The organism is Comamonas sp. (genome assembly GCF_036643215.1).
GTDB lineage: Bacteria > Pseudomonadota > Gammaproteobacteria > Burkholderiales > Burkholderiaceae_C > Comamonas.
On sequence record NZ_JAVXSJ010000004.1, the window covers coordinates 102,233 to 127,776 of the forward strand.

Consider the following 25,544-nt stretch of genomic DNA (forward strand, 5'->3'; position numbering starts at 1 on the left):
TGAGTGCCCGATGCCGAATGATGACATTAGCGGGCACTTCAAGTGAACTACATGGGCTTATTGAGGTGGCTCGCGGTACTCAACGAAGGCCTTGCCTCGCAGCTCTTTGAGCCAAGTGTCATAGTCTTGCTCGGCCTTGCGCTCACGCACAACGTTACGCACCATTTCACGCTGCTCGCGCTCGGTCAGCTTTTCCTGACGGCGCTCAATCAGTTGAATCAGGTGCACGCCAAAGCGCGAAACGACAGGGGCACTGATCTCGCCGGGCTGCAAGTTGTTGAGCACACGTTCGAACTCCGGCACATACTGGCCAGGCGAAGACCAGCCCAGATCACCACCATTGCGTGCGCTGCCATCCTTGGAGAACTCCTGCGCCAGTTGCTGGAAGGTCGCCTGACCCGCCTGCACGCGGCGCTTGTAGTCTTCCAGGCGCTTGGCGGCCTGCGCTTCCGTCATGCCATCACCCACGGTCAACAGAATATGGCGTGCATGGTTTTGTGTGATGAAGGTGGCTGCTGGACCGGCCTGCGACTTTTCCAGCACCTTGAGCACGTGAAAGCCCGCGCCGGAGCGAAATGGCCCCACGACAGTACCCGTAGCGGCAGAGCCCACTTGCTGAACGAACAACTCAGGATATTCGCTGACAGGGCGCATACCCATGGCACCGCCGCCCTGGCCGTTAGGCACATCCGAGAATTCATTCACGGCAGCCACAAAGTCGGCGTTGCTGCGAGCGGCTGCTGCGGCTTTCTTGGCCTTGGCTTCACGCTCGGCGACCACCGCAGCGCTGGCGTTTTCAGGCACGGTGATCAGGATGTGGCCCCAATTGGCCATGGCAGCCGCAGCAACGGCATCGCCGGGACGCTTTTGCTCTTTGAGGTAACGGTCGATATCAGCTTCCGTGACCTTGACCTTGCCATCCACATCACGTTCACGCACGCGCTGCATCTGCATCTGGCCGCCGATTTCAGCGCGGAACTGCGCCTCCGAGATGCCATCGGCCTTGAGGCGAGCCAGCAAACCGGCCATGTCCGTATTGTTCTGGCGGGCCACATTGGCCACGGCCTGATCAACAGTCAGCTTGTCCACATTGATGCCGGTGTCCCGGGCTTCCTGCAACTGCACGCGCTCGACCACCAGACGCTCCAGCACCTGGCGGGCCAGTTCGCTCTGGGGCGGGAGCTGACCACCCTGCTCAGTCACGTTCTGCGCCACACGCTCCATGCGCGCGCGCACTTCGTTGTTGGTGATGGGTTCAGAATTCACCACGGCCACGATGTAATCAGCCGAGCGAATACCGCTTGCCGTGGCAGGAGCCTGTCGAGCCGAAGGCTTACCAGTGGCCTCCAGTGCACGCGAGAGCGACGCATCATTGCCAGTCTTGGCCTTGCCGGGAGTCTTCAGGCCCTGAGCCTGCACACCGGCAGCCATCACAGCCAAAGCCATGGCCACAGCACATGCATTGGTTGTCTTGGAGAAAAAACGCATGAAAAAAGCCTTGATTAATCGTAATTGGTAAAGCGGCTGGGCGGAGTCACCGCCTCACGCAGATATTGGTAGCGCGGCACATTTTGCTTGAGACTGGTCGTGGGATCCGCACCAAAGCTCAGGCGCGAGAAGCCGACGAACTCGACCTGAAACAGCAAACGCAGATTGGACTGAATGACCGAGCTTTGCAGGCGCTCCAGCACCACGCGGCCAATCCAGCAGCAGCCGTCGTATTCAAAACCCACGACGGTATCGACCAGCTTGCTGTCTTTGATCGAGTAATTCAGACGCCCCACGGCATACCACCGGCCACCGCCCTGACCCCGGCCAGCCCCCAGATCCTTGCCCTTGTCGCCCCAGAGATCATTGATGGGCCATTGCCAGCCCACATCCACCAGTTCACTGGAGGGCTTTCTGGTCTGTGTATCAAGCTGGGTGCGATAGCCAATATTGAAGGTACGGTAGTTGCCTGGGCTGTAGCGCACCGTGGCCGTGGTACGAACCGTACGGCCAATGTCCTTGTTGTACTGGGTCGTGCCTTCCAGCGACCATTTATCGGTCCAGTTGAAGGCCGCGCCCAGCAGAACATCAGACAATTTGCTGGTGGCTGCGACCTCACCGGGCAGCAGCACGCGCTGATCGGACAAACGCACACGCTGGGCAATCGCAAACTTGAGCTTTTCCGCACCACTTTCCGGGTCGATAAAACGCGAGGTTGCCCCCAGTGTCAGCAAATGGTTATCGGCGATACGATCTTGCCCGACGTAGTCATTCTCGGAAAAAATACTCGCAAAGTTGAAGTCACTGCGGCTGGTGTCATACAGCGGCAGCATGCTCTGGTTGCGGTACGGCGTGTAGGTGTAGAAGGCGCGCGGCTCAAAGGTCTGCAGCAAATTTTTGCCAAACCAGGAGGTGTCACGCTCAAAAAACAGACCACTGTCCAGACTGAAAGTAGGCAGCGTACGATTAGCGCTCTTGCTGCCATCGCTCATTAGTTGATCTGTCTGATACATCGCTGTATGCAGCAGAACCTTGGGTGTAATGAAGGCACTGGGCGACAGGAAGGGCCGGCTCAGCTGAGCCTGCACATAGCTGCGCTGACCGTTATTGCCGACTTGCCCAGCAATCGGCCGGATCAACTCAAAGCGAGTCGTGTCTGCCACCAGAGTGAAGTCCAGCCCATGCGGCAGGTCCAGTGGTGTGTAACGGTACTGCAGCTGCGGCATCATGCTGTAGGGCGGTGCAATCGGCGTCGTCACATCCTGCTGCACCTGATAGCGCTGCACATTCAAACTCAGCACCCCGTCGCCCTTGGCCCAGCTCAGATTGGCCGTGCTGGGCAGCAGGCGCTGGCGCAGTGCCACAGGAGCCAGGCGGAAGTCACGCCAGTAATCACCGTCGCTGACGCGGTTCAGGTTCATGTTCAGACCCAGGCCACCCACAGGCGTATCAAAGGTCGTGCGGTGCTGCCACGAGTAGCCCCAGCGATCCCGATCTCGCAACTTGTCGCCAGGCATGTAGCTGGCATAGGTTTCGCCGGAGTAGCCTGGCTCCAGATAGCGAAATTGTCCCGTCAGATTCACGCCGCGCTTGGTCATCAGCGTGGGAATGATGGTCATGTCGCGGTTAGGTGCAATATTCCAGTAATAAGGCTGCGAATATTCGATACCACCCAGCTTGTCCATGCCAATCATGGGCGGCAGCAGGCCAGACTTGCGCTTGTCCGATAACGGAAAGCTCATGCGCGGCACAGGCAGAACGGTCACGCCCTTGAACTGCAGTCGGGCACCTTCAGCCACGCCCACGTCTTCGGCCATGTCCAGATGAATGACCTTGGCCTTGAGCATCCAGCTCGGCTCCCAGCTGGCTTCGTCATCGCGCTGGCAGGTGGTGTAGGTGGCATCGTGAACGATCGAATGGTCTTTATCGACAAAATCCACTCGTGACGAGTCACCATGGCCGCCATTGGCCAGAAAACGATAGTTGGCGTTATCAAACTGGCCCTTGAAGGCATCGACCTGCAAGTCCAGCGCCGTGCCCTCGTAGACATTGCCGCCTTGATTGATACGGACCGAGCCCACGGCGTTGACCTTGTCATCCGGAACACCATAATCCAGCTTCTCTGCGCGAATCGAGGTATCGCCACGGCGCAGTTCAGCATCGCCATGCACCGAGGCCTTGATATCCGGCTGACCAGACAGGCTATCGCCCTTGAGATAGACCGGCTGCTGGTCGCGCACTTCCTGCGGATAGCTTTCCTGTAGCAGACTGCTGGACTTGAGCTGCAGCGCAGGCAGTGCGTCGCCAACGCTGGAAGCGGACGACTCTGCCGGTGCTGCGGGCTGCGCATACGCCTGCATGCCCGCACCGGCCCATGCCAGTGCCACAGCCCATGCCAGAGGGCGAATCACCGGCCGAGTGCCTCCCACGCGCGTCAAACGAGCGGAGCTGGCGGGTTGAAAATCTCGTGGATGGGATGGGGATGGCACGATGATCAAAAGCGTCAAAAGCGCGCATGCGCAGGCATACGTCAACAGAAAACCGAGAGCCTAGCACCACTGTCCGCAGACAGGTTGGCATCGGTTTGTAAAATCCGATTATCCATGACCGCTTCAATCATCCCCACAGACGGCGTTGCCTGGGCAGATTCTGCCCGCCACGCTGCTTTCGACGCCTGGCTGGCTCCGCTCGCTGCAAAGCACCAGGTGCTTCCTACAACTCTGCGCCCCGCCTCGGCCGATGCGAGCTTTCGCCGCTATCTGCGGCTGGATCGCGCCGACGGCAGCAGCCTGATTGTCATGGACGCCCCTCCTGACAAGGAAGACTGCGCGCCCTTCGTCAAGGTCCAAGGCCTGATGGCCCAGGCCGGTCTGTGCGTGCCCCAGATTCTGGAATGGGATGCCGCCAATGGCTTCATGCTGCTCAACGACCTGGGCAGCCAGACCGTCATCGAAGCACTGAACCCCGAAAAGCCCCAGGACGCCGAAGGCTGGTATCGCTCTGCCCTTGAGACCTTGCTCGACTGGCAGCTGGCCTCCAAGGCCGGCAATACGGGCAATCTGCCGATTTACAATGAAGCACTGCTGCGCCGCGAGTTGCAGTTGTTTCCCGATTGGTACATTGGCCAGCACCGCAAGTTCACGCTGGACGACAAACAGCAGGCCTTGATAAGCAAGACCTTCGACCAGATCGTCGCCCACAACCTGCAAGCGCCCAGCGTCTATGTGCACCGTGATTTCATGATGCGCAACCTGATGCAGCCTGTTACCAGCGGTGCGCCACTGGGCGTGCTGGACTTTCAGGACGCGGTCTACGGCCCCATCACCTATGACATTGCCAGCCTGCTGCGCGATGCTTTCATCAGCTGGGAAGAAGACTTCATCATCGACATCACCATCCGCTACTGGGAAAAAGCCCGCAAAGCGGGCCTCGTCGGCGCCAACAGCGCCAGCGGCTGGGGTGATGACTTTGGCGAGTTCTACCGCGGCGTGGAATGGATGGGTCTGCAGCGCCACCTGAAAGTGGCCGGCATCTTTGCCCGACTCACGCTGCGCGACGGCAAGCCTAAATATCTGGCCGATGCCCCGCGTTTCATCCACTACATCCGTACCACCTGCGACCGCTACCGCGCTCTGGGCCCGTTTCTCAAGCTGATCGATGAGATCGAGGGAATCCAGACGCAGGTGGGCTATGCCTACGGCCGGATGTAAGCAACATAAAACAATAGCGGCTAGCGTTTGTTGAGTATGAATTTCAGTATCAAAAAGGTCTGAGGTCATTATTCAAAGAGCGCAAGCCGCTTCACTTTTGAAGAACATGCCCCGTTTTCATTGCCCCACGCCCTTGCTCCTGGGTGCCGAGCTGGACCTGCCCGCAGGCGCAGCTCGCCATGTGCAAGTGCTGCGCCACCAGCCCGGCGATGTCATCACCCTGTTTGAAGGCCAGACCGGCAACGGTTTTACCGGCGGTGAATTTCAGGCCTCCATCACCCACATGGGCCGCAGCGATGTGGGCGTGCGCGTAGACAGCCACAGCCCTGTAGAGCGCGAAGCCGCGCGTGCCATCCACCTCGTCGTGGGCATGCCCGCCAATGAGCGCATGGACTGGCTGGTGGAAAAAGCCACCGAGCTGGGCGTGGCCAGCATTCAGCCCGTGATGGCTGCGCGCAGCGTGCTCAAGCTCAAGGGCGACCGCGCTGACAAGAAAATCGAGCGCTGGCAGTCCATCGCCGTTTCGGCCTGCGAACAATGCGGCCGCAATCAGGTGCCTGTCATCCACCCCCCTCAATCACTGGCCGACTGGCTGCGCAGCAAAGATGCGCCCCCAGCCGACGCCACCCGCCTCGTGCTGTCCCTGCGCGAAGGCAACCAGCCACTGCGACTGGCCGTTGGCGATGCAAAGGCCGTCTGGGTGCTTCACGGCCCCGAAGGCGGTCTGACCGCGCAAGAGGAAGACTGGGCGCTGGCACAAGGCTGGAAGCCTGCCAGCCTCGGCTCCCGCGTGTTGCGCGCCGAAACGGCCTCTGTCGCCGCCCTTTCCCTGCTGGCACTGGAGTAAATCAATGAGCAGCTGTCACCTCTCTCTGGCCAAGCCCGAGTTTTATTCGCAGAACTTTCGCGTTGATGCGCCAGAGACTCTGCCCGAAAAAATCATCACCCCGCGTCGCTCGGGCTGCGTCATCGTCAATGCAGCCGCAGAATCTTCTGCAGCGCTTTTAGGGCGTACGTTTACAGCTCCTGAAGAAGGAGCACCCGCATTGCCCGTAGAGCGCGCTCTGGTGCCTGCAAGCTTTGGCTTGGTGCCGCACTGGGTCAAGTCCGCCTCGGACGGCCGCCTGCGCGCCCTCAAACTGGTCACCGCCAAGATCGATAGCCTGACCACCGGCACAGCGTTTCGCGATGCGTGGCTGGCTGGCCAGCGCTGCATCGTGCCTCTGCAATCGTTCCAGGTCGATGACGTGCGCTCCGGCAAGCCCGTGCCCACCCGCATCACCCGCGTGGACAACAACCCCATGGGCGCCGCAGGCGTCTGGGCACGCTGGGTGGGCGAAGACGGTGAAATCATCACCAGCTACGCCATCATCACCGTCAACGCCAATGCCCATGCGCTGATGAACCGCTACGGCCACGCCGGTAACGACAAGGCCATGCCCGCCATCTTGAACGAAGGCTCATACGACGCATGGCTCAATGCCAAGGTCAATAAGGCCAAAGAGTTTCTGCGCGCCTACCCCACAGAAAAGCTGCGCGCCAACCCTGTGGAAAAAGGCCGCAAGCAGCCGCCTTCGCAGTTCTAAAAGACGCCAAGAGTCGTTATTCAGCAGGAAACTGCTGGTTCAACCACTGCTCCAGCCGCGCAAACACCGGCGCGGCCAGCTCGGGGCTTTCATTGAAGATCTCGTGATAGGCCTCGTCAAAGCACTGGGCCTGCAGCACGGCGGCGGGTGCATGCTCGGCCAGCAAGGCGCTGCCAGCGGGGTTGACCAGCTTGTCCTGCCCGGCCCACATCAGCAGCGTGGGCACGCTCCAGTGGCGTGCCTTGGCCTGCACACGACCGCCGCCACTCCCCATATAGCCCGCCAATCTGGCGCTGATGCGGTTGTGCTGCAAGGCGTCGTCGTCATAGGCCTTGACCACTGAGGCATCGTGCGAGAGATGGCGCGATTGCACGCCATTGGCAATGCGCAAATTCGGCAGCAGCTTGGGCAGATATTCCATCAAGACTTTTTGCACCCCAGACAGATGCAGCGCCAGCGCGGGCGATGAGAGCACCAGCGCATCGACATGGCGCATGCCTGCCGCTACAAAATCTGCAGCTACCAGCCCTCCAAGGCTGTGGCCTAACAGCACCAAAGGCTGTTGATACGGCATGGCGGCACGCGTGGCGTCCATCACCACGGCCAGATCGTCAAGCAGCCTTGTATCGCTGCTCAGCCCGCCACGCGGCCCGCCGGAGAGGCCGTGACCGTAGTGGTCATAGGCCCGCACCGCAAAGCCCCATTCGTTGAGAGTGCGCGCCAGCGCTTCGTAGCGCCCACCATGCTCCCCCAGCCCGTGGACGATGAGCACCGTGGCCCGTGCCCGGGTGCTGGCTGCTACCGGCCAGTCACGCAGGCAAAGCTGTGTACCGTCGGGGGCGGCCAGATGGCTGATCTGCATGGCTGGAAGGGCGGCATTCATGCAAGCAGCATGCAAGCCGCCGGGCGGCGCGTCAATCCGTAAAGACGCAGCCGCCTTCGCTTAGCAAGCCATCAAATTAGATAGCATATACCGCCTGAAAACATTGAGCTGCAGCCTGTTTTGATACTGAAATCAGGCCTGTTCAGGTTCTGCCTGCGCACGCGCCATGGCGGCAATCACTTCAGCTACAGAAGCCGTGAGCTTCTTGGCGTAAGGCACATGCAGAAACTCGTTAGGGCCGTGAGCATTGCTCTTGGGGCCCAGCACGCCGCAAACCATCATTTGCGCCTTTGGAAAGCCCTTGCTCAGCATATTCATCAGCGGAATCGTGCCGCCCTGGCCGATATAGCCGCAGCCCGCACCAAAGTGCGCCTGACTCGCTGAATTCAGCGCTTTTTCAAACCAGTGATCCATCCCCGGCGCATTCCAGCCACTGGAGCTGGACAAGCCTTCCCAAGTCACCTTGGCTTCATACGGCGCGTTGTCTTCCAGCAAGGCCTTCATCTCCTGCACACAGGCCGCCGCATCCACCAGCGGTGGCAGGCGCAGGCTGAGCTTGAAGGCCGTGTAGGGCCGCAGCACATTGCCCGCGTTCTGCAGGCTGGGCATGCCTTCCACGCCCGTCACGCTCAGCGTAGGCTCCCAGGTGCGACGCACCAGTGCTTCGACTGGGTCAGTAGTTGTGGGCAAGGAGATTCGCGCCGAGCCGCCGCAGTCATAGTGCGCCCAGGGAAAGCGGGCATAGGCGTCCTCGCCCAGAATATCCGCCGTGGCGCGAATTTGCATCATGCGGTCAGCGGGCACGTCGCAGTGAAAGCTCTCGGGCAGCACGCGGCCGTTCTTGCTGTCTTCGAGACGATCCAGCACCTGGCGCATGATGCGGAACGACGAGGGCACCACGCCCGAGGCATCGCCCGAGTGCACGCCTTCGCTCAAAATTTGCACCTTCAGCGTGCCGCTGGCCATGCCGCGCAGGCTGGTGGTCAGCCACAGCTGGTCATAGTTGCCGGCGCCGCTGTCAAGGCAGATCACCAGACCCACATCGCCCAGACGCGGGCGCAGAGCATCCACATAGGGCAGCAGGTCGGCAGAGCCGCTTTCCTCGCAGGTCTCGATGATGCCGACGATGCGCGGGTGGGCCACGTTCTGCCGCTTGAGTTCCTGAATCGCGGCCACGCTGGCATAGACGGCATAGCCATCATCGGCACCGCCACGGCCATAGAGTTTGCCGTCTTCGTACTTGGGCGTCCACGGACCCAGGTCGCTGCGCCAGCCTTCAAATTCGGGTTGCTTGTCCAGATGCCCGTACATCAGCACCGTGGGGCTGGTCGATGCTTTTTCCGCCGTGCCTTCCACCTCAAAAAAGATGAGCGGCGTGCGGCCCGGCTGTTGAATCACTTCCAGCTTCAGCCCGGCGACTTTCTGCGCTTCCACCCAGGTGGCTGCATTGCGCAGCACAGTGGCGATATGGCCTTGCTGCTCCCAGTCGGGCGCAAACATGGGCGATTTGGCCGGGATGGCGATGTAGTTCGTCAGCTCGGGCAGGATGCTCTGATCCCACTGCTGGGTGATGTGCTGCAGTGCATCTTGCGGCTGCAGCAGATTGGCGGGAGTGCGTGCGTTCATGGTCGGCTCCTTCAATGAGGGGGCGGCGAGCCATGACAGGCCCGCGCCATGCCCGTGATTGTGCGCCAATGCCCGCAGGCTACGCCGCAGACATTGGCATGGCCGGTGAAGGCTTAGCGCAGCGCCACCGCGCCCCGCTCCAGCTGAAAGCGCGATACCGCGTGCAGCAAGCCCTCGGCCTGCTGGCGCAGGCCCTCTGCAGCCGCTGCGCTTTCTTCCACCAGCGCAGCGTTTTGCTGGGTGGCCTGATCCATCTGCGTGACGGCTTCACCGACCTGGGCCACGCCCGCGCTCTGCTCGTGACTCGCGGCGCTGATCTCGCCCATGATGTCTGTGACGCGGCGAATGGCGTGAACGATCTCGCCCATGGTGCTGCCAGCCTGATCGGCCAGCGCACTACCGTCTTCCACGCGCTCCACGCTGGCAGTGATGAGCTGCTTGATTTCCTTGGCCGCATCCGCGCTGCGCTTGGCCAGCGCCCGCACCTCGGTCGCCACCACAGCAAAGCCACGGCCTTGCTCACCGGCACGCGCGGCTTCCACCGCAGCGTTCAGCGCCAAAATATTGGTCTGGAAAGCGATGGCATCAATCACGCCAATGATGTCGGCAATGCGCGCGCTGCTGGCATTGATGTCCTGCATGGTCTCCACCACGCGGGCCACCACGTCGCCGCCTTGCTGCGCCACCTGCGATGCGTTTTGCGCCAGCTGGTTGGCCGTCTGGGCACTGTCGGCGTTCTGGCGCACGGTGGCATTGAGCTGCTCCATGCTGGCCGCTGTTTCTTCCAGCGCGCTGGCCTGGCTTTCGGTGCGGGCGGACAGGTCGGCATTGCCCTGCGCAATCTCGCTGGATGCATGGTGCATCTCCACCGATGCGCCCTGCACGCGTTGCACCAGTTCTCGCAGCGACTGGCGCATGGTTTGCAGGTCAGCCATCAGGCCCTGAGCCGCCATGTTGTGACCTGTATTACTGAGGTCTCCATCCGCCACACGGCGCAGTGCCTGGCGGGCTTCAGCCGGGTCACCGCCCAGCTCACGGCGCAGGGTACGCACCATCACCAAGAGCATGGCCGCCGCCACCACCACGGCCAGCAAGGCCAGTACGCCAGACCACAGCTGCGTGCGCTGGGCTCTGCTGCGGGTTTCCTGGTGTGAAGCCTCTGCCGCATCGCGGGCCGCCTTGAGGTCTTGCAGCAAGGCTTCGCGCAGCTTGCGCCAGGCTGGGGTTTCCTCGTTCTTCAGGGCTGCGGCGGCGGTGTCGTAGTCCTCGCTCGCCAGCTGCACGATTTTGTCCTGTGCTGCGGACTGCGCCTGGCGCAGAGCCTGCATATTGCCCACGCCCGCCTCCATAGCTGTGCCCTGCACGCGCTGGCGCAGGTCGGCATAGGCCGCGTCATAGGCTTGGCGGGCATTACCCAAGTTCTGCACGGCCTGCTTGTCCGACGGGTCCAGCACGATGTTGCGCAGCGCCTGACCAGACTGCAGACCCTGCGCATAAAGCTCTTGCAGCTGCGCTACCACGGCCTGGTTGTTCTTCAGGTAATCGTTGAAGTCAGACTGGGTGCGCGTGAGCCCCCATTGACTGCTGAGCAGGGCCAAAACAAACAAGGCTGCAGGTGCAGCCGAGCAAAAAATCAGACGGGAACTAAAACGCATGGCAATGCGCGCAGACAAGAGCGGTCCGCGCGTTGATTCATATCAAAAAAGGGAATGATTGATTATGAGTCAGACACTTACATTTTTTTGCAATGTACCCGCCAAGCAGCATGGGAACCACCCGCTATCTTTAAATTTCATAGCTGTTAGCGTTTTTTAAGCATGGGTTTTAGTGAGTTTTCAAAAGAAAACCCACGTTAATCATGCGCAGACAGCTACTGTTTAAAGAGCAGCCATCAGCCGTGCTCGATGTGGAACACCGCCGTCGTCGCCAGCAGATTGGGCAGACTGCGTACGACTTGCCCGTTCTGCAGGCCAAAAGAGTCACGAATACGCAGGCGGTTCTTGGTGGCCAGCACCTCAAAGTCTTTGTACGTGCCCACGCGGATATTGGGCGTGTCGTACCACTGATAAGGCAGGCGACGCGTGACCGGCATGCGCCCGCGCAGCACGGACAGGCGGTTTTGCCAGTGCGCAAAGTTGGGGAAGGCCACCACGCCCTGCTTGCCGATGCGGGCGGTCTCACGCAGCATGGTCTCGGCATTGCGCAAGTGCTGCAGCGTGTCGATCTGCAGCACCACATCAAAGCTGTTGTCGCCAAAGATGGCGAGGCCGTCTTCCAGATTGAGCTGCAGCACGTTCACGCCGCGGCGGGTACAGGCCAGCACATTGGCATCGTCCAGCTCCACGCCGTAGCCCGTACAGCCACGCTCGCGCACCAGATGCTCCAGCAAGGCACCGTCGCCGCAGCCCAGGTCCAGCACGCGCGCGCCCTTGGGCACCAGCTCGGCAATGGCTTTCATGGTGGTCAGCTCGGTCATGCGGCATCTCCTGTGCGTTCTGCGCGGTTGGCGGTTTTCAGTTCCTGGGCGATGCCCTCAAAATAGGAGCGCATCACGCTCATGTAGCGCGGGTCATCGAGCAAAAACGCATCGTGTCCATGGGGCGCATCGATCTCGGCGTAGCTCACATCGCGGTTGTTCTCCAGCAGCGATTTGACGATCTCGCGGCTGCGCGCCGGGGCAAAGCGCCAGTCCGTCGTAAAGCTCACCAGCAAGAACTTGGCTTGGGCCACGGCCAGTGCCGGCGTCAGCTCACCGCCATGGCTGCGAGCCGGGTCAAAGTAATCCAGCGCGCGGGTGATGAGCAAATAGGTGTTGGCATCAAAGTAGCCGCTGAACTTCTCACCCTGATAGCGCAGATAGCTCTCGATCTGAAATTCCACATCCTGCGTGCTGTATTTGAGGTCCATGCCATCGCGCAGCTGGCGACCGAACTTCTGGTTCATCACGTCATCACTCAGATAGGTGATGTGGCCAATCATTCGCGCAATGCGCAGGCCACGCGCGGGCACCACGCCGTGCTCGTAGAAGTGGCCTCCGTTGAAGTCCGGGTCCGTCACGATGGCGCGGCGCGCCACTTCGTTAAAGGCAATGTTCTCGGCGTTCAGATTGGGCGCACTGGCCACCACCACGGCATGACCCATGCGCTCGGGGTAGCGCAGCGACCATGAGAGCGCCTGCATGCCGCCCAGACTGCCGCCCAGCACAGCGGCCAGCTTGTGAATGCTCAGACGGTCAAGCAGACGCGCCTGCGCATCTACCCAGTCTTCCACCGTGACCACAGGGAAGTCAGCACCGTAAGGCTTGTCGGTGGCCGGGTTGATGTGCATGGGCCCGGTTGAGCCAAAGCAGGAGCCCAGGTTGTTGATGCCAATGACAAAGAATTGATTGGTATCAACCGCCTTGCCCGGGCCGATCATGTTGTCCCACCAGCCCTCGCTCTTGGGCTGGCCTTCGTAGCTGCCTGCGACATGGTGGGAGGCATTGAGCGCATGACAGACCACGATGGCGTTGCTCTTGTCGGCGTTGAGCTGGCCATAGGTCTCGAAAGCGAGGTCGTAATTGGCAATGGAACCACCACTTTGCAAGGGCAGCGCCTCGTCAAAGTGCATGGATTGCGGTGTGGCGATGAAGGACATACGAAAAACCCGGCATCGCTAAAAACGAGGCCGGGTCGGTGTACTTTCACTTCGCGGACGGGTCTTTAGCTGGATTTATAAAGCGCCCGCAAGCTTTGGCAAATCGGCGCGTGAAAGGGCAGTGTACTGCATCCACTACGGCGGACTCACAAGGTGACTGTTACAGCAGTCAAGCCCTTTAGAGTCATACGCAGGCAGCTATGCTTTTAGCAGCCTCACACTTTGGTCAGGAGTGCAGCCACACCCAGCACCAGGAAGATCACGGCGCACACCCGGTGAATGGTCTTGATGGGCAGCTTCTTGGTGATCTTGTCGCCAAACCACACCACCGGCGCATTGGCCAGCATCATGCCCAGCGTAGTGCCAAGCACCACCCAGTAATAAGACAGCGGGTACTTGGCAGCCAGGCCCACGGTGGCCAGCTGTGTTTTGTCCCCCATCTCGGCGATGAAGAACAGCAGCAGCGTGGTGCCAAACACGCCCCAGCGGCCCGCTTCATTGCCAGTGTCGTCATCGTCGAGCTTGTCGGGGATCAGCATCCAGCCCGCCATCAGGATGAAGGAAACGCCCAGAATCCAGCGCAGCATATCGGGGCCAAGCACCGTGGTGATCCAGTTGCCGACCGCGCCTGCCAGCGCATGATTGACGACAGTCGCCACAAAAATGCCCGCAACAATCGGCAAGGGCTTGCGGAACTTGGCAGCCAGTACCAACGACAGGAGTTGGGTCTTATCCCCCATCTCGGCCAGAGCGACGATGGAGGTAGATACGAGAAAAGCTTCCATGATGTGGGAACGGCCGGAGTGGGCTGATAACGCATTGACCACGCACCGACTCCGGCCTATTTGTCCATAGGTTTGCTCGGTACGTAATCAATGGTCTCGGCCAGTCACACCCTGAATTGCTCACGGTGTCGCATGCGCCATAGATCGCGAAGATCCAAGTCTGTTGACGCATACATCCGGCATGTGGTTGCCGAACGGCCTACTCCCCAAAGACAGTAAGGCGCCATTCTAGCTCTTTAGTCTTGTAAGACAACAGCGCATATAGATATTCAAATTTGTGTCTTTTAGGGTAATTCCCGCCCCTTCAATGTTGTTACCAACACGAAATTTCAAGCTTTCAGAATACAGCGGTATCGCTGATGACTCATAATGCTCAAGTCTTTGTTTAGAGATCATGTTTCTAGATGGAGGCGAGTGCGTTAGCGTCTCTACCGTTGTCATCGCTGGTTGACTCCCTAGGGCTCCATCGCGTTTTCAAGTTTTTTCAGGAGTCCATCATGGGCAACAAGCTTTACGTCGGCAATCTGCCTTATTCTTTCCGCGACCAAGATCTGGAGCAAGCCTTCAGCGAATTCGGTGCTGTGAACAGCGCCAAGGTCATGATGGAGCGCGACACCGGCCGTTCCAAGGGTTTCGGCTTTGTCGAAATGAGCAGCGATGCTGAAGCACAAGCTGCTATCCAAGGCCTGCACGGTCAAAACCACGGTGGCCGTGACCTCGTTGTGAACGAAGCACGTCCCATGGAGCCACGTCCTCCCCGTTCCGGCGGCTTCGGCGGCGGCTTCGGTGGCGGCCGTGAAGGCGGTGGCGGCTTCGGCGGCGGCCGTGGCGATGGCGGCGGTTACGGCCGTCGCAATAGCTATTAATTAGTTATCGCCCATAATAAAAAAGGATCTTCGGATCCTTTTTTTGTTGCTAAACGTTATCACCGCGGTTTTCGAGCATTTATTTTTTCCATTAACCTCCCCCATAATTCGACACTCTGGGATTTCCCAGTCGCAAGCGTATAGGTGTTTAGGATTTTGTGCGTGTTTTCTTGCAGCCGACGTCCTGAAGTCGATCGCAAATTAAAGGCATTGAGGAGCTAGGAGTTATTAATGGGCAATAAGCTTTATGTCGGCAACCTTCCATATGGTGTGCGCGACAATGATCTGGAGCAGGCATTCGGTCAATTTGGCGCAGTCGCCAGCGCACGCGTCATGATGGAACGCGACACGGGCCGCTCCAAAGGCTTTGGCTTTGTAGAAATGGGAAATGATGCCGAGGCACAAGCAGCCATTCAGGGCATGAATGGTCAACCACTGGGCGGTCGCAGCCTCGTGGTCAACGAAGCACGTCCCATGGAGCCCCGTCCTCCTCGTACCGGCGGCTACGGCGGCGGCTTCCGCAATGAAGGCGGCTTTGGCGGTGGTAACCGCGAAGGCGGCTACGGTGGTGGTGGCGGCGGCTATGGCGGCGGCTATGGCGGCGGTCGTAGCGAAGGTGGCTACAACCGTGGTGGCGGCGAAGGCGGCGGTGGCTACGGTGGCCGCAGCGATGGCGGATTCCGCAGCCCCTACGGCTCCGGCCCACGTCATGGTGGTCGCGGCGGCTATGGCGGTGGTGATAACCGCGGCGAATAAATTCCGCATCTCATCGCAAATAAAAAAGGCACTTTTAAGTGCCTTTTTTATTAATCTTGATATTAAAATGTATAGGCAAATATCGCCAATTTATTAACTTCAATCTTCTTTCAGATAACGGGGTTTTCTCGTTTTCCCCTGCGTCATCTTGTCCCAGATCAACGCCGGAAGCAGCCGTATCACCCGCCCTGCAATACCCATCTGCCAGGGAATCACAACATATCGCGCCTTGCGCTCAATCACGCGATAGGCACGCCTCGCAAACTCAGCTGGAGCGAGTAAAAAAGGCATGGGATAGGGGTTATTTTGCGTCAGAGGAGTATCAATATAGCCAGGCAATAAACTGGTTACGGACACCCCTGTTTTCTGCAGTTCTACACGCAGACTTTCGCAGTAGGAAATAGCCGCTGCCTTACTCGCTGAATATGCTGCATGGCCGGGTAAGCCACGAATACCAGCCACGCTGCATACTCCCACCAGGCGCCCAGAGCCTCGCCCCACCATGGGAGCAATAAATGGCTGAAAGCTGGCCGCCAAACCCATGGTGTTGCAAGCGAGCACCTGCTGCATGACATCAAGGTCTTCGCGCAGTGAGGTGTCCACGCCCCAGCTGATGCCTGCATTGGCAATCACGATGTCGGGCAGACCTTGCCGCTCCAGACATGCCTGCCCCGCACGGCAAGCGCTGTTGATGACTGATACATCCGCCTCATAGACTGCATAGCGCTGCTCATCCATGCCTATGGACTTCGCCCATTGCTCAATGACCTGCGTGCGCCTGGCCACCAATGCCAATGACCAGCCGCGCTGATAGTAATGCTGGGCCAGTGCCTGACCAATGCCGCTGGAGGCGCCCGTGATGTAGACCAGCCCCGGCTTTGTCATTGTTACTTGGCCTTGCCCGGCTCAATCACACCCTTGACACGGCCCTGCATCTGCAAGATCTGATCAAGGTGGTGGTACTGCATGCTGTCGCCGGTAAATTTATCGCTGCCACGGGTCATGACCACGGGCTTGTTAGTGCTGACGCGCTCTTCATTGGGCCAGATATGCAGGAACTCACTTTCAAGCTGCATGGCAGGCAATGCCTTCTGGTTAGCGCTTGCAGCCATGGCCTCGCGCGTGATGACGGCCTGACCAAACATTTGAATTTCCGAGCCATCTCCGTTACTCAAGGCACGATTGGAGCTGCCTATGGTTTTACGACCATCCGGCGTAAAGCTCAGCATGCGCGCATCGTCAATTTCCAGCGTATCGGTGTCTGGAAAGTGCTCGCCTGTTGTACCGTTCAAACGACTTTTGAGGCGCCCTGACGCTTCGAAATTCTTGATGACAAAGTCCTTCAAGAAATAGTCCGGGTCATGCTGCAGCACCCTCTCAGTGCCGACTGCAATGGGCTTGGGGGCATTGCGCACCAGCCACCAGGTACCTAACGCCAGCAAACCCATGATGAGCACCGGCAAGTACATCGATGCCTTATCACCCACACGGCGCCAATTCGCAATCATGAGCCATACCCCGCCAGCAGACCTGCGTAAGCACCATTGGCCGCCAGCAACAGGTCGCAAAACTGCCGCACCGCGCCATCTCCACCGCACCGGCTGCTGACCCAGTCCGCAACATGTAGAGCCTCGTCGTGTGCATTGGCTGGCGCGCAGGCAAAACGGCTGCGTCGCATGACGGGAAGATCAGGCCAGTCGTCACCCATGGCGGCTGCCTGATCCCATTGCAAACCCAGCTCGGCCAGAATGGACTCGGCGGCAGGCACTTTGTCTTCGGTACCAAAGCGCGCATGTTCAATGCCCAGCTGCTTCAGTCGCAAACGCAGCGGTGCGGAGTCGCGCCCTGTCACCACAGCAGGCGTGATACCTGCCTTTTGCAGCATTTTCAGGCCATGGCCATCCAGCGTATGAAAGCGCTTGAGCACCTCGCCTTCGCCAGAGAAATACAAACCGCCATCGGTCAGCACGCCATCCACATCAAAGAAGACAACACGAACCTCTTGCGCCTTGAGCAGCAGTTGCGGGTCCCATTGCTGGCTGGGGGTCAGAGCAGGTCGGTTCATCAAATCACCTTGGCACGCATCAAGTCGCGGATATGCACCACGCCCTGCAGTTGTTTGCGCTCATCCGTGACAAGCACGGCCGTCACACCGCGCTCTTCCATCATGCGAGCTGCAGCAACGGCCAGCAGGTCAGGCTTGATGGTCAAAGGATTGGCGTGCATCACATCTTGCGCAGTCTGGGTGCGCAGGTCGATGCCCGCCTCAACACAGCGGCGCAAATCACCGTCTGTGAAGATGCCAAGCAGCTCGCCCGCAGCATTGACCACTGCAGAGCAGCCAAGCCCCTTGGCGCTCATTTCACGCATCAGCACTACGGTACTGACGTCTTGTGCAACCTGAGGCACATCTGCCCCGTGGCGCATCACATCTCGCACATGAGTCAGCAGACGACGGCCCAGCGCACCGCCGGGGTGCGAGCGGGCAAAGTCTTCGGCACCAAAGCCGCGCGCATCCAGCAGAGCGACAGCCAGTGCATCGCCCATGGCCAGCTGCGACGTGGTGCTGGCAGTCGGTGCCAGGTTCAGCGGGCAGGCTTCTTTATCGACACGGGTGTCCAACACCCAGTCTGCGTGCTTAGCCAATGTGGATTGCAAGCCGCCAGTGACGGCCACCAGTGGCACGCCCATGCGCTTGATGGCGGGCAAAACGCCTGTCAGTTCATCCGTCTCACCGCTGTTCGACAGTGCCAGCACCAGATCATCGGCCGTCAGCATGCCAAGATCGCCATGGCTTGCTTCCGCCGGGTGCACAAAGAAGGCGGGAGTACCAGTCGACGCCAGCGTCGCGGCGATCTTGCGGCCCACATGCCCGCTCTTGCCCATACCCATGACCACCACACGGCCCGGCAGTTGCAACACGCGCTGCACGACCTCGGTGAATGCGCCGTTGAGGCGAGCGGACATGGCGCGCAAGGCATCCGCCTCAATATCCAGAGCCTCACGGGCCAGGTTCAGAGCACGCGGTGCGTCGATCAGTCGCGAATGGGCAGCATCAGAATTCATAGCTGGATTTTAGCCAACCCGCACCGACTAGCCTGTGGACAACATCCCTTTTGCCTGCATTTTGGGCCTGAACCCATACACTGACCTCCGTTCCGAACCCCTGAGGCCGTCCCATGCAAACTTCTACCAGCGTCAACGACTATCTGCGTGACCACATCCGTACCGTGTCGGATTGGCCGGCTCCGGGCGTGCAATTTCGCGACATTACGCCTTTGCTGCAGGACCCCAAGGTCTTCCGCGTGCTGACAGATGCCTTTGTCCAGCGCTATATGGACCCAGCGCTGCGCCCCGATGTGGTCGCCGGTCTGGATGCCCGCGGCTTCATTCTGGGAGCGGTGATTGCGCACGAACTGAATGTGGGCTTCATCCCCATCCGCAAGAAAGGCAAGCTGCCCTTTACGACGGTGGAAGAAACCTATGAGCTGGAATATGGCAGTGCCACGGTGGAGTTGCACACCGATGCCGTCAAACCCGGCCAGCGCGTGCTGCTGATTGACGACCTGATTGCCACTGGCGGCACCATGATGGCCGGCAAGAAGTTGCTGGAAAAACTGGGCGCCATCGTAGTGGAGGGCGCTGCCATTGTTGACCTGCCAGAACTAGGCGGCTCCAAACACCTCAAGGACAGTGGCTTGCCCTTGTTCACGCTGGTCGACTTCGCCGGGCACTGAGCCCGGACGCAAGCTCCAGGGACTTAGCGCAGCTCTCCGTACTGCGTCACGCCCAGAGAGCCGAGACCAGACACGGCGAATTCGCCACCCTCTTCTTGCCCAGAACCCGGCCCCAGCAAGGGGCCGCGGCGCGATGGGTGTGCACCGGCAGGTGTCGCACCCGACTGCGCCACCGCTTGCTTGAAGGCATCCATTTCCAGCGAATCAATGGGCTCGAAAGCGCGGCCGGCAAACGCGGGTTGTGCAGTGGCGGCAACGGGCACCTGTCTCTGCGCAGGTACAGATGCTGCCACAGAGGCACCCTGCGGCGCGGCAAAATTCGGCGCCGGTGCAGCCGCCTGAATCTGCCCGTTGACCCGCCAGTACACGGCATGAACGCCCGCTTCCATGCGGGTTCTGGCCAGTTCGGCGATCAAGGCTTCAATGCTTCTTTGCTGCGAGGCATCTGCCGCATAGGCCGGAGCCAGATCAACCATTACGACAAAACGCTGCCCGCTGCTGTCGAGCGAAAGCACCTTGAATTTGTAGCCTGCAGAGAGAATGCCGACCCGCACCATGGCTTCACGCACGATGACATACAGCTGCTCGCGCCTTGCGGAGCGCTCTCTGCGTTGCGTCTGGCGCGCGCCCGACTCATCCTCGTGGCGAGGCGCTTGCGTGCCACCGTCTTGGCGAGACCCGCGAGAAAACCATCGAAACAGGGACATGAGCACACTCGTTTAAGCAAAATTTACAACAAGACACATTCTGCCTCCAGGCCTGAGGCAGCTTGCGTTATCTGCGGGAATATTAGCCTTTGTCCGACATGGATCAAGTGCAAAATCCAGCGCAAACGCTAAATATCAGCCCATCAAGTACTTGCAACGCGGCGTCGGCTATCACCGGCACGCCGGGCTAGCACCTGGCCAGCCATGGTGACCAGTGCCAGGCCCAGAACGGGCTGGCGATTGGCCAGTTCCGTAAAACGCATTGCCGTCAGGCACCACAGGCGGCTAGGCGCTGCGGCCTGAACCGTAGCGCGACGAGGACGGTGGGCAAAGAATGCACCTTCACCCACGATAGAGCCGGGCCCGACCAGCGCGAGGCGAATTCTTTCCTTGGCATCCTGATAGTGGACGCTCAACGAGCCAGATTCCACCATATAAAGGTTGCGATCCAGCGCACCTTCGGCAAACAACACCTCACTGGCCGCAAGCGTGATCGGCTGCAGATACGGCGCCAGCAACTCCCACTGAGCAGCAGTGAGCATGCTTTGCGCGGTATCAGTGGCAACTGACGTTGTCATCGCCTGAATCAGCGCCGACAGGTCCTTGGATGTTGAAGCAGACATAAGCAATGGTTAGATCGCGACCGCCGCATGCAATCAGAGCGGGCAACTCTTGATTAGCAACGCGGCCGCTCATGGATAGAACAAATTCATTGCGCCATGGCACACCATCAACGCAGGGTGAATGCTAAGCGACTCTGGCAATCCCGCCAATCACTTACTAGGTAGAGTTACTTTAACCAACTCGAAGTGTCTGCATTTTCATCAAAAACAGTAAAAAAGGATCGATAAATCGATCCTTTTTTGATAGCTGCTAGCGCTCTATCCATCTAGGCGGGCGCTGCATTTGACTAAAAATTCAGCCGTGAATCAACCGTTCGCGCGCTTTTGCAGAATTTCAAAGGCGGGCAGCGTCTTGCCTTCCAGCACTTCCAGGAAGGCGCCGCCACCGGTGGAGATGTAGCCCACCTTGTCTTCGATGTTGTACTTGGCAATGGCCGCCAGAGTATCGCCACCGCCAGCAATGCTGAAGGCGCTGGACTCAGCCACAGCCGTGGCGATAGCCTTGGTGCCGCCAGCGAACTGATCGAACTCGAACACGCCCACGGGGCCGTTCCAGACGATGGTGCCAGCCTTCTTCAGCTGCTCGGCCAGCTTGGCGGCAGTTTCTGGGCCAATGTCCAGAATCATGTCGTCGTCTTCAACTTCAGTGGCCTTCTTCACCGTGGCGGGTGCATCGGCAGCAAAAGTCTTGGCAGTCACCACATCGGTGGGCACGGGCACATCAGCACCGCGTGCAGCCATGGCGTCGATCACGGCCTTAGCATCAGCCACCAGATCGGCTTCAGCCAGAGACTTGCCGATCTTCAGGCCAGCAGCCAGCATGAAGGTGTTCGCAATGCCGCCGCCCACGATCAGCTGATCGACCTTGTCGGCCAGCGACTTGAGGATGGTCAGCTTGGTCGAGACCTTGGAGCCAGCCACGATGGCAGCCAGAGGGCGCGCAGGCGCAGCCAGCGCCTTGGTAATGGCATCAATCTCTGCGGACAGCAGCGGACCGGCACAGGCGATGGGGGCGTACTCAGCGATGCCATAAGTCGTGCCTTCAGCACGGTGGGCGGTGCCAAAGGCGTCGTTCACGAAGATGTCGCACAGCTTGGCCATCTTCTGGGCCAGTTCGGGCTTGTTCTTCTTTTCGCCCACGTTCACGCGGCAGTTTTCCAGCAGCACGACCTGACCTGCAGCCACTTGCACACCGTCCACCCAGTTGGCGACCAGAGGCACGTCACGGCCCAGCAGCTCGGACAGGCGCTTGGCCACGGGAGCCAGCGAGTCTGCAGGCTTGAATTCGCCTTCGGTGGGGCGGCCCAGGTGGCTGGTCACCATCACGGCAGCTCCGGCCTTCAGCGCCATTTCAATCGCAGGCACCGAAGCACGCACGCGGGTGTCTTCGGTGATTTCACCGGCGTCGTTCAAGGGAACGTTCAGGTCGGCACGGATGAAAACGCGTTGACCCTGGACTTTGTCCTGGGCGCACAGATCGGAGAAACGGATGATATTCATGCAGCAAAAAAGCGACCCGAAAGTCGCCCATACAAAGGTTGGAAAACGAAAAATCTGCCGGTATTTTAGGGTGTTCAACCTGTTAAGCGCATGCGTTTACCTGCTTACTCGACTCAAAAACAGGAGCATCACTCGCACGTGGTAACTGGGTTTCAGGCCATTTACCTGTAACCAATAAGAAAACAGGAGCACTGAGCTCCTGTATATCTAGCGATGGGGCTACCAGCCCCATCCAATGTGCAGCGGCAGATAGATCGCCATGCCCAAAGCGATGGTCCCCAGAATGCTGCGCTTGTAAAAAAAGTACACCACCGCAACCGCCAGTGCAGGCAGCCGCGCATCGGCAAAACTGCTGATGAGCTGGCCGTTGCTCATCACAATCTCGGGCGCAATCACGGCAGCAAGGGCCGCCAGCGGCGCGTACTTGAGGCCGCGCTTGAGCCAGTTGGGCAGGGGCACTTCCCGCTCGGGAATCATGAAAAAGGCGCGCGTCACCAAGGTGATGATGGCCAAGCCAATGCAGGCAATGACGATCCAGAAGCTGCTCATCATGACCGGCTCTCCTTGTCCGTGACTGCAGGCAGCTGGCTCGCCTGCTTTTGCAGCTGCTCGGCCATCAGACCCGCTGCAACGGCAGCCGCAATCGCCACCAGAATATTGAGCTTGAGCGGCAACGCAAACGCCGCCACCGCCGCCGTGCAGGCCACAACGGAAGCCACCCAGGTCGCACGATCATTGAGCATAGACAGCAGCACGCCCAGCAGCGCCAGCACGCCAGCAAAGCCCAGCCCCCAGGACAGCGGAATCTGATCGGCCAGAAAAATGCCCAGCGTGGATGGAATCTGCCAGGCCACCCAGTTGGTGATTGCGGCGCCCCAGAAGTAAGGCAACTGCTCTGGCTTCGGCTTGGCATCGGGGTAGCGGCGCATGAAGTTCACAAAAATCACGTCGCCGCTGAAGTAGGCTGCCGTCAAGCGATGGCGCAGGCTCAGGTGCGAAAAATAGCTTCGCCACATGCTCGACAGAATCACAAAGCGCAGGTTCACGCAGATTGCCGTGAACCAGACCACCCACAGCGGCGCGCCCACGGCAATCAGGGGCAGAACGGCCAGCTGGGCGCTGCCTGCATAGGCGGTAAAACCCATGAGCAGCGCCAGGGGCACAGACAGCCCACTTTTGACCATGGCCACGCCGGTGACCAGGCCCCAGGCCGCAATGCCCAGCGCCGTGCCGCTCATCTCTTTGGCGCCCAGCCAGAAGAAGGGGTCCTTGACTATCGATTTCGCACGCTGGCTCAGCGTGAGCGCCCTGTCCGTCATACCTTTTCAGAGCCCTCGCCCAGCACCGCGCCTGCAGGCAGCTCAAAGCCGCGCAGAAAATCGCCAGCAGCCAGGCGCTTGCCGCCCGCACGCTGCAGCAGCTGCATATTGAGGACGCCGCTGCCGCAGGCCACGCGCACGCCTTGCGCATCGGCTGACAGCACGGTGCCAGCGGCGCCTGAGCCCTCTTCGGCCACAGCGCCCCAGACCTTGATAGCTTCGCTGCCCAGACTGGTGGCGCCACCGGGGAAGGGATTGAAGGCACGCAGGCGACGAGCGATGACTTCGGCACTTTCGCTCCAGTCAATCAGGCTCTCGGCCTTTTCAATTTTGTGAGCATAGGTCACACCATCGGCGGGCTGTGGCGTGCGATTGAGGCTACCGCAGGCGGCCAGCTTCAACGCTTCCACAATCAGGCGACCGCCCTGCTCTGCCAGCTTGTCGTGCAGGCTGGCCGTGGTGTCGTCGGGGGCGATAGGTAAGCGCTCGACCAAGCACATATCGCCGGTATCCAGCCCCGCATCCATCTGCATGATGGTGACGCCAGTCTCGGCATCGCCCGCTTCAATCGCCCGGTGGATAGGCGCTGCACCGCGCCAGCGCGGCAGCAGGCTGGCATGAATATTCAGACAACCCAGACGCGGGGTATCGAGCACCCATTGCGGCAGGATCAGACCGTAAGCGGCCACCACCATCACATCGGCCTGAGCGGCATCAATTGCGGCCTTAGCAGCAGCAGCTTCTTCGGGGTACTTGCCATCAAGGCGCAGGCTCATGGGCTGGGCGACGGCAATGCCATGCTCCAGCGCGCACTGCTTGACGGGGGAAGCCTGCAGTTTCATGCCGCGACCTGCGGGGCGATCAGGCTGGGTCAAGACCAGTGGTACTTCAAAGCCTGCAGCCAGCAAGCGTTCCAAGGCCACGCGCGCAAACTCGGGCGTGCCAGCAAAAATGACTTTCATATGCTTTCCGTATATCTCGGCGAGAAGCTCATGCTCCGGCGCAGCTCACATCAAAAACGCTTGGCAAGAGCCCCCTCACGGCAATGGCGTCGTCCACCTCCCCAAGCGAAGGGGAAGACGCGCAGCGCCTCAGGGGGAGTGGTTACCGGTTCGGTTCTCTGATGTACATGCTCTCATCGGTGAACATGACCTTCTGCACCACACCTTGCGGGTCTATGTGCACATGGGCACGCCGAGGAAAGGTATTGTCCAGAAAACGGTAAGTCCAGATGTCACCTTTGAAGCTGTAGACCCTCTCGACTTTGGCGGGTGGGCCAAACTCGCGGTACACAGCATCTTTGGTATCTACGCCGTTGCGCAATGCAAAAAAGTGGGCCGCATCCAGAACCTGCTCAACGCGCACCAAGCGCTTCTGGGCGTCAAAGTCCATATGGTAGACCTGCTGCCCCGCCGGCTGCTGGCTGTAGACCAAGCGCTGACCGCCATCCGGCAAAGGAACAACCAGCGTGGGCTTGCCCATGCCTTTTTCTACCTCGGCCTGCGGCATGCCGGGCTTTTGCCACTGCGGCACCATGCAGCCCGCCAGCCCCAAGGCCAGCAAACTGGCAGTCAACAGAATTCTGAGACGGGGCAGAAGCAGGAGGGGCAGGGGCATGACGGCTCCAGTTAATCTTTGAGGGCTTGCTTTTGAGCCTTGACCAGCTTGGTCTTGATGCGATTGCGCTTGAGGGGCGAGAGGTATTCGACAAAAACCTTGCCCATCAGGTGATCCATCTCGTGCTGAATACAGATGGCCAGCATGCCTTCGGCTTCAATCTCGCGGCTTTTACCGTTTTCGTCGAGGGCGCGCACTTTGACGGAGGTGGATCGCTCCACGCCGTCATAAATACCGGGCACGGACAGGCAACCTTCTTCACCCAGCTGCTTTTCTTCGCTGGCCCAGAGAATCTCGGGGTTGATCAGCGTCATGGGCTCGTTGCGCTCTTCAGACACATCGATCACGACAACGCGCACATGTTCATCGACCTGCGTGGCGGCCAGACCAATGCCATGGGCGTCATACATGGTTTCGAGCATGTCTTTGACCAGTGTCTGGATGCGCTCATCCACCTGCGCCACGGGCTGGGCAACCTTGTGAAGACGGGGATCGGGGTAGCAAAGAATGGGAAGAATGGCCATGGTATCTCGGTAAATCTGTCGTTATTGTCCCAACATTTGACGCTAAACGCTGGGCTCAAACCCAATAAACATTGATCTATCGAGGCCTTGCGCCGAGAATTTCGTCACATTTGTAAGACTTGTAGGGTCGGTTATGCCAAGATCGACCACGGTGCGGCGACGTGAGGGACGCTGCAGTAAA

Annotated in this window: 26 protein-coding genes; 6 read left to right on the plus strand and 20 right to left on the minus strand. The window is 59.7% G+C overall.

Annotation, left to right across the window (positions count from 1 at the left end; all coding sequences use genetic code 11):
• Positions 1 to 57 precede the first annotated feature (57 nt).
• Both RSF91_RS04815 and RSF91_RS04820 read right to left on the minus strand, forming a co-directional pair.
• Positions 58 to 1,488: a peptidylprolyl isomerase gene (locus tag RSF91_RS04815; RefSeq protein ID WP_332567347.1), complete on the minus strand. Its 1,431-nt coding sequence runs from the start codon at positions 1,486 to 1,488 to the stop codon at positions 58 to 60.
• 14 nt (positions 1,489 to 1,502) lie between these two features.
• Positions 1,503 to 3,848: an LPS-assembly protein LptD gene (locus RSF91_RS04820; protein WP_332567428.1), complete on the minus strand. Its 2,346-nt coding sequence runs from the start codon at positions 3,846 to 3,848 to the stop codon at positions 1,503 to 1,505.
• Between the two features lie 243 nt (positions 3,849 to 4,091).
• Between RSF91_RS04820 and RSF91_RS04825 the strand changes: the two genes are divergently transcribed.
• The 3 genes from RSF91_RS04825 to RSF91_RS04835 all read left to right on the plus strand — a co-directional run bounded on the left by RSF91_RS04825 (position 4,092) and on the right by RSF91_RS04835 (position 6,784).
• Complete coding sequence (locus RSF91_RS04825; RefSeq protein WP_332567348.1) at positions 4,092 to 5,198, plus strand: aminoglycoside phosphotransferase family protein; 1,107 nt, start codon at positions 4,092 to 4,094, stop codon at positions 5,196 to 5,198.
• Positions 5,199 to 5,304: 106 nt separating this feature from the next.
• Positions 5,305 to 6,045 carry a 16S rRNA (uracil(1498)-N(3))-methyltransferase gene (locus RSF91_RS04830; RefSeq protein WP_332567349.1) on the plus strand — a complete coding sequence of 247 codons (741 nt, stop codon included), beginning with the start codon at positions 5,305 to 5,307 and terminating at the stop codon, positions 6,043 to 6,045.
• Positions 6,046 to 6,049: 4 nt separating this feature from the next.
• Positions 6,050 to 6,784 (plus strand): SOS response-associated peptidase, encoded by a 735-nt coding sequence (locus RSF91_RS04835; protein ID WP_332567350.1) that lies wholly within the window; start codon positions 6,050 to 6,052, stop codon positions 6,782 to 6,784.
• 16 nt (positions 6,785 to 6,800) lie between these two features.
• Here the strand turns inward: RSF91_RS04835 and RSF91_RS04840 are convergent, their stop codons facing one another.
• The 6 genes from RSF91_RS04840 to RSF91_RS04865 all read right to left on the minus strand — a co-directional run bounded on the left by RSF91_RS04840 (position 6,801) and on the right by RSF91_RS04865 (position 13,714).
• On the minus strand, positions 6,801 to 7,667 hold the full coding sequence (locus RSF91_RS04840; RefSeq protein WP_332567351.1) for an alpha/beta hydrolase: 867 nt from the start codon (positions 7,665 to 7,667) through the stop codon (positions 6,801 to 6,803).
• Between the two features lie 132 nt (positions 7,668 to 7,799).
• On the minus strand, positions 7,800 to 9,293 hold the full coding sequence (locus tag RSF91_RS04845; RefSeq protein ID WP_332567352.1) for a M20 family metallopeptidase: 1,494 nt from the start codon (positions 9,291 to 9,293) through the stop codon (positions 7,800 to 7,802).
• 113 nt (positions 9,294 to 9,406) lie between these two features.
• The gene (locus RSF91_RS04850; protein WP_332577349.1) at positions 9,407 to 10,948 is read right to left on the minus strand and encodes a methyl-accepting chemotaxis protein; all 1,542 of its coding nucleotides are present in this window, start codon (positions 10,946 to 10,948) and stop codon (positions 9,407 to 9,409) included.
• Between the two features lie 236 nt (positions 10,949 to 11,184).
• Entirely contained in the window at positions 11,185 to 11,769 is a 585-nt protein-coding gene (gene metW, locus RSF91_RS04855) for a methionine biosynthesis protein MetW (protein ID WP_099739363.1), read from the minus strand.
• Positions 11,766 to 12,929 carry a homoserine O-succinyltransferase MetX gene (gene metX, locus RSF91_RS04860; protein WP_332567353.1) on the minus strand — a complete coding sequence of 388 codons (1,164 nt, stop codon included), beginning with the start codon at positions 12,927 to 12,929 and terminating at the stop codon, positions 11,766 to 11,768. Before metX ends, metW begins: the two co-directional genes overlap by 4 nt.
• Positions 12,930 to 13,144: 215 nt before the next feature.
• The gene (locus RSF91_RS04865; protein ID WP_332567354.1) at positions 13,145 to 13,714 is read right to left on the minus strand and encodes a TMEM165/GDT1 family protein; all 570 of its coding nucleotides are present in this window, start codon (positions 13,712 to 13,714) and stop codon (positions 13,145 to 13,147) included.
• Positions 13,715 to 14,211: 497 nt separating this feature from the next.
• Here RSF91_RS04865 and RSF91_RS04870 point away from each other — a divergent pair, with 497 nt between their 5' ends.
• Positions 14,212 to 14,580 carry an RNA recognition motif domain-containing protein gene (locus RSF91_RS04870; RefSeq protein ID WP_099739370.1) on the plus strand — a complete coding sequence of 123 codons (369 nt, stop codon included), beginning with the start codon at positions 14,212 to 14,214 and terminating at the stop codon, positions 14,578 to 14,580.
• A 231-nt stretch (positions 14,581 to 14,811) separates the two neighbouring features.
• Complete coding sequence (locus RSF91_RS04875) at positions 14,812 to 15,336, plus strand: RNA recognition motif domain-containing protein (RefSeq protein WP_332567355.1); 525 nt, start codon at positions 14,812 to 14,814, stop codon at positions 15,334 to 15,336.
• 99 nt (positions 15,337 to 15,435) lie between these two features.
• Here RSF91_RS04875 and RSF91_RS04880 read toward each other — a convergent pair whose 3' ends face one another.
• Genes RSF91_RS04880 through RSF91_RS04895 form a run of 4 tightly spaced genes read right to left on the minus strand, consistent with a single transcriptional unit; the run spans position 15,436 to position 18,402 of the window.
• Positions 15,436 to 16,221, minus strand: a complete 786-nt coding sequence (locus RSF91_RS04880; RefSeq protein WP_332567356.1) for an SDR family oxidoreductase — start codon at positions 16,219 to 16,221, stop codon at positions 15,436 to 15,438.
• A 2-nt stretch (positions 16,222 to 16,223) separates the two neighbouring features.
• The gene (lptC, locus tag RSF91_RS04885; protein ID WP_332567357.1) at positions 16,224 to 16,844 is read right to left on the minus strand and encodes an LPS export ABC transporter periplasmic protein LptC; all 621 of its coding nucleotides are present in this window, start codon (positions 16,842 to 16,844) and stop codon (positions 16,224 to 16,226) included.
• The gene (locus RSF91_RS04890) at positions 16,841 to 17,401 is read right to left on the minus strand and encodes a KdsC family phosphatase (protein ID WP_332567358.1); all 561 of its coding nucleotides are present in this window, start codon (positions 17,399 to 17,401) and stop codon (positions 16,841 to 16,843) included. The genes lptC and RSF91_RS04890 overlap by 4 nt, the downstream gene beginning before the upstream one ends.
• Positions 17,401 to 18,402 (minus strand): KpsF/GutQ family sugar-phosphate isomerase, encoded by a 1,002-nt coding sequence (locus tag RSF91_RS04895; protein ID WP_332567359.1) that lies wholly within the window; start codon positions 18,400 to 18,402, stop codon positions 17,401 to 17,403. The genes RSF91_RS04890 and RSF91_RS04895 overlap by 1 nt, the downstream gene beginning before the upstream one ends.
• Before the next feature lie 113 nt (positions 18,403 to 18,515).
• Between RSF91_RS04895 and RSF91_RS04900 the strand changes: the two genes are divergently transcribed.
• Complete coding sequence (locus tag RSF91_RS04900) at positions 18,516 to 19,073, plus strand: adenine phosphoribosyltransferase (RefSeq protein WP_332567360.1); 558 nt, start codon at positions 18,516 to 18,518, stop codon at positions 19,071 to 19,073.
• Between the two features lie 23 nt (positions 19,074 to 19,096).
• Here the strand turns inward: RSF91_RS04900 and RSF91_RS04905 are convergent, their stop codons facing one another.
• The 8 genes from RSF91_RS04905 to def all read right to left on the minus strand — a co-directional run bounded on the left by RSF91_RS04905 (position 19,097) and on the right by def (position 25,363).
• Positions 19,097 to 19,780, minus strand: a complete 684-nt coding sequence (locus RSF91_RS04905) for a hypothetical protein (RefSeq protein WP_332567361.1) — start codon at positions 19,778 to 19,780, stop codon at positions 19,097 to 19,099.
• Between the two features lie 143 nt (positions 19,781 to 19,923).
• A complete protein-coding gene (locus RSF91_RS04910) occupies positions 19,924 to 20,403 on the minus strand; it encodes a Crp/Fnr family transcriptional regulator (protein ID WP_332567362.1) in 480 nt (159 codons plus the stop codon).
• Positions 20,404 to 20,709: 306 nt separating this feature from the next.
• Entirely contained in the window at positions 20,710 to 21,903 is a 1,194-nt protein-coding gene (locus RSF91_RS04915) for a phosphoglycerate kinase (protein ID WP_332567363.1), read from the minus strand.
• Positions 21,904 to 22,122: 219 nt separating this feature from the next.
• A complete protein-coding gene (locus RSF91_RS04920; protein ID WP_332567364.1) occupies positions 22,123 to 22,455 on the minus strand; it encodes an AzlD domain-containing protein in 333 nt (110 codons plus the stop codon).
• Positions 22,452 to 23,222 carry an AzlC family ABC transporter permease gene (locus RSF91_RS04925; protein ID WP_332567365.1) on the minus strand — a complete coding sequence of 257 codons (771 nt, stop codon included), beginning with the start codon at positions 23,220 to 23,222 and terminating at the stop codon, positions 22,452 to 22,454. The genes RSF91_RS04920 and RSF91_RS04925 overlap by 4 nt, the downstream gene beginning before the upstream one ends.
• Positions 23,219 to 24,184 (minus strand): methionyl-tRNA formyltransferase, encoded by a 966-nt coding sequence (fmt, locus tag RSF91_RS04930; protein ID WP_332567366.1) that lies wholly within the window; start codon positions 24,182 to 24,184, stop codon positions 23,219 to 23,221. The genes RSF91_RS04925 and fmt overlap by 4 nt, the downstream gene beginning before the upstream one ends.
• 142 nt (positions 24,185 to 24,326) lie before the next feature.
• On the minus strand, positions 24,327 to 24,824 hold the full coding sequence (locus RSF91_RS04935; RefSeq protein WP_332567430.1) for a hypothetical protein: 498 nt from the start codon (positions 24,822 to 24,824) through the stop codon (positions 24,327 to 24,329).
• Between the two features lie 26 nt (positions 24,825 to 24,850).
• A complete protein-coding gene (gene def, locus RSF91_RS04940; RefSeq protein ID WP_332567367.1) occupies positions 24,851 to 25,363 on the minus strand; it encodes a peptide deformylase in 513 nt (170 codons plus the stop codon).
• Positions 25,364 to 25,544: the final 181 nt, after the last annotated feature.

Coding starts and splice junctions, on each gene's coding strand:
- RSF91_RS04910 (WP_332567362.1), bottom strand. CDS start 20,403: ATGTCTGCTTCAACATCCAAGGACCTGTCGGCGCTGATTCAGGCGATG.
- RSF91_RS04915 (WP_332567363.1), bottom strand. CDS start 21,903: ATGAATATCATCCGTTTCTCCGATCTGTGCGCCCAGGACAAAGTCCAG.
- RSF91_RS04820 (WP_332567428.1), bottom strand. CDS start 3,848: ATGCAGGCGTATGCGCAGCCCGCAGCACCGGCAGAGTCGTCCGCTTCC.
- fmt (WP_332567366.1), bottom strand. CDS start 24,184: ATGAAAGTCATTTTTGCTGGCACGCCCGAGTTTGCGCGCGTGGCCTTG.
- RSF91_RS04815 (WP_332567347.1), bottom strand. CDS start 1,488: ATGCGTTTTTTCTCCAAGACAACCAATGCATGTGCTGTGGCCATGGCT.
- metW (WP_099739363.1), bottom strand. CDS start 11,769: ATGACCGAGCTGACCACCATGAAAGCCATTGCCGAGCTGGTGCCCAAG.
- RSF91_RS04895 (WP_332567359.1), bottom strand. CDS start 18,402: ATGAATTCTGATGCTGCCCATTCGCGACTGATCGACGCACCGCGTGCT.
- lptC (WP_332567357.1), bottom strand. CDS start 16,844: ATGATTGCGAATTGGCGCCGTGTGGGTGATAAGGCATCGATGTACTTG.
- RSF91_RS04845 (WP_332567352.1), bottom strand. CDS start 9,293: ATGAACGCACGCACTCCCGCCAATCTGCTGCAGCCGCAAGATGCACTG.
- RSF91_RS04875 (WP_332567355.1), top strand. CDS start 14,812: ATGGGCAATAAGCTTTATGTCGGCAACCTTCCATATGGTGTGCGCGAC.
- RSF91_RS04835 (WP_332567350.1), top strand. CDS start 6,050: ATGAGCAGCTGTCACCTCTCTCTGGCCAAGCCCGAGTTTTATTCGCAG.
- RSF91_RS04870 (WP_099739370.1), top strand. CDS start 14,212: ATGGGCAACAAGCTTTACGTCGGCAATCTGCCTTATTCTTTCCGCGAC.
- RSF91_RS04920 (WP_332567364.1), bottom strand. CDS start 22,455: ATGATGAGCAGCTTCTGGATCGTCATTGCCTGCATTGGCTTGGCCATC.
- RSF91_RS04840 (WP_332567351.1), bottom strand. CDS start 7,667: ATGAATGCCGCCCTTCCAGCCATGCAGATCAGCCATCTGGCCGCCCCC.
- RSF91_RS04890 (WP_332567358.1), bottom strand. CDS start 17,401: ATGAACCGACCTGCTCTGACCCCCAGCCAGCAATGGGACCCGCAACTG.
- RSF91_RS04850 (WP_332577349.1), bottom strand. CDS start 10,948: ATGCGTTTTAGTTCCCGTCTGATTTTTTGCTCGGCTGCACCTGCAGCC.
- RSF91_RS04830 (WP_332567349.1), top strand. CDS start 5,305: ATGCCCCGTTTTCATTGCCCCACGCCCTTGCTCCTGGGTGCCGAGCTG.
- RSF91_RS04825 (WP_332567348.1), top strand. CDS start 4,092: ATGACCGCTTCAATCATCCCCACAGACGGCGTTGCCTGGGCAGATTCT.
- RSF91_RS04865 (WP_332567354.1), bottom strand. CDS start 13,714: ATGGAAGCTTTTCTCGTATCTACCTCCATCGTCGCTCTGGCCGAGATG.
- RSF91_RS04880 (WP_332567356.1), bottom strand. CDS start 16,221: ATGACAAAGCCGGGGCTGGTCTACATCACGGGCGCCTCCAGCGGCATT.
- RSF91_RS04900 (WP_332567360.1), top strand. CDS start 18,516: ATGCAAACTTCTACCAGCGTCAACGACTATCTGCGTGACCACATCCGT.
- def (WP_332567367.1), bottom strand. CDS start 25,363: ATGGCCATTCTTCCCATTCTTTGCTACCCCGATCCCCGTCTTCACAAG.
- RSF91_RS04905 (WP_332567361.1), bottom strand. CDS start 19,780: ATGTCCCTGTTTCGATGGTTTTCTCGCGGGTCTCGCCAAGACGGTGGC.
- RSF91_RS04925 (WP_332567365.1), bottom strand. CDS start 23,222: ATGACGGACAGGGCGCTCACGCTGAGCCAGCGTGCGAAATCGATAGTC.
- metX (WP_332567353.1), bottom strand. CDS start 12,929: ATGTCCTTCATCGCCACACCGCAATCCATGCACTTTGACGAGGCGCTG.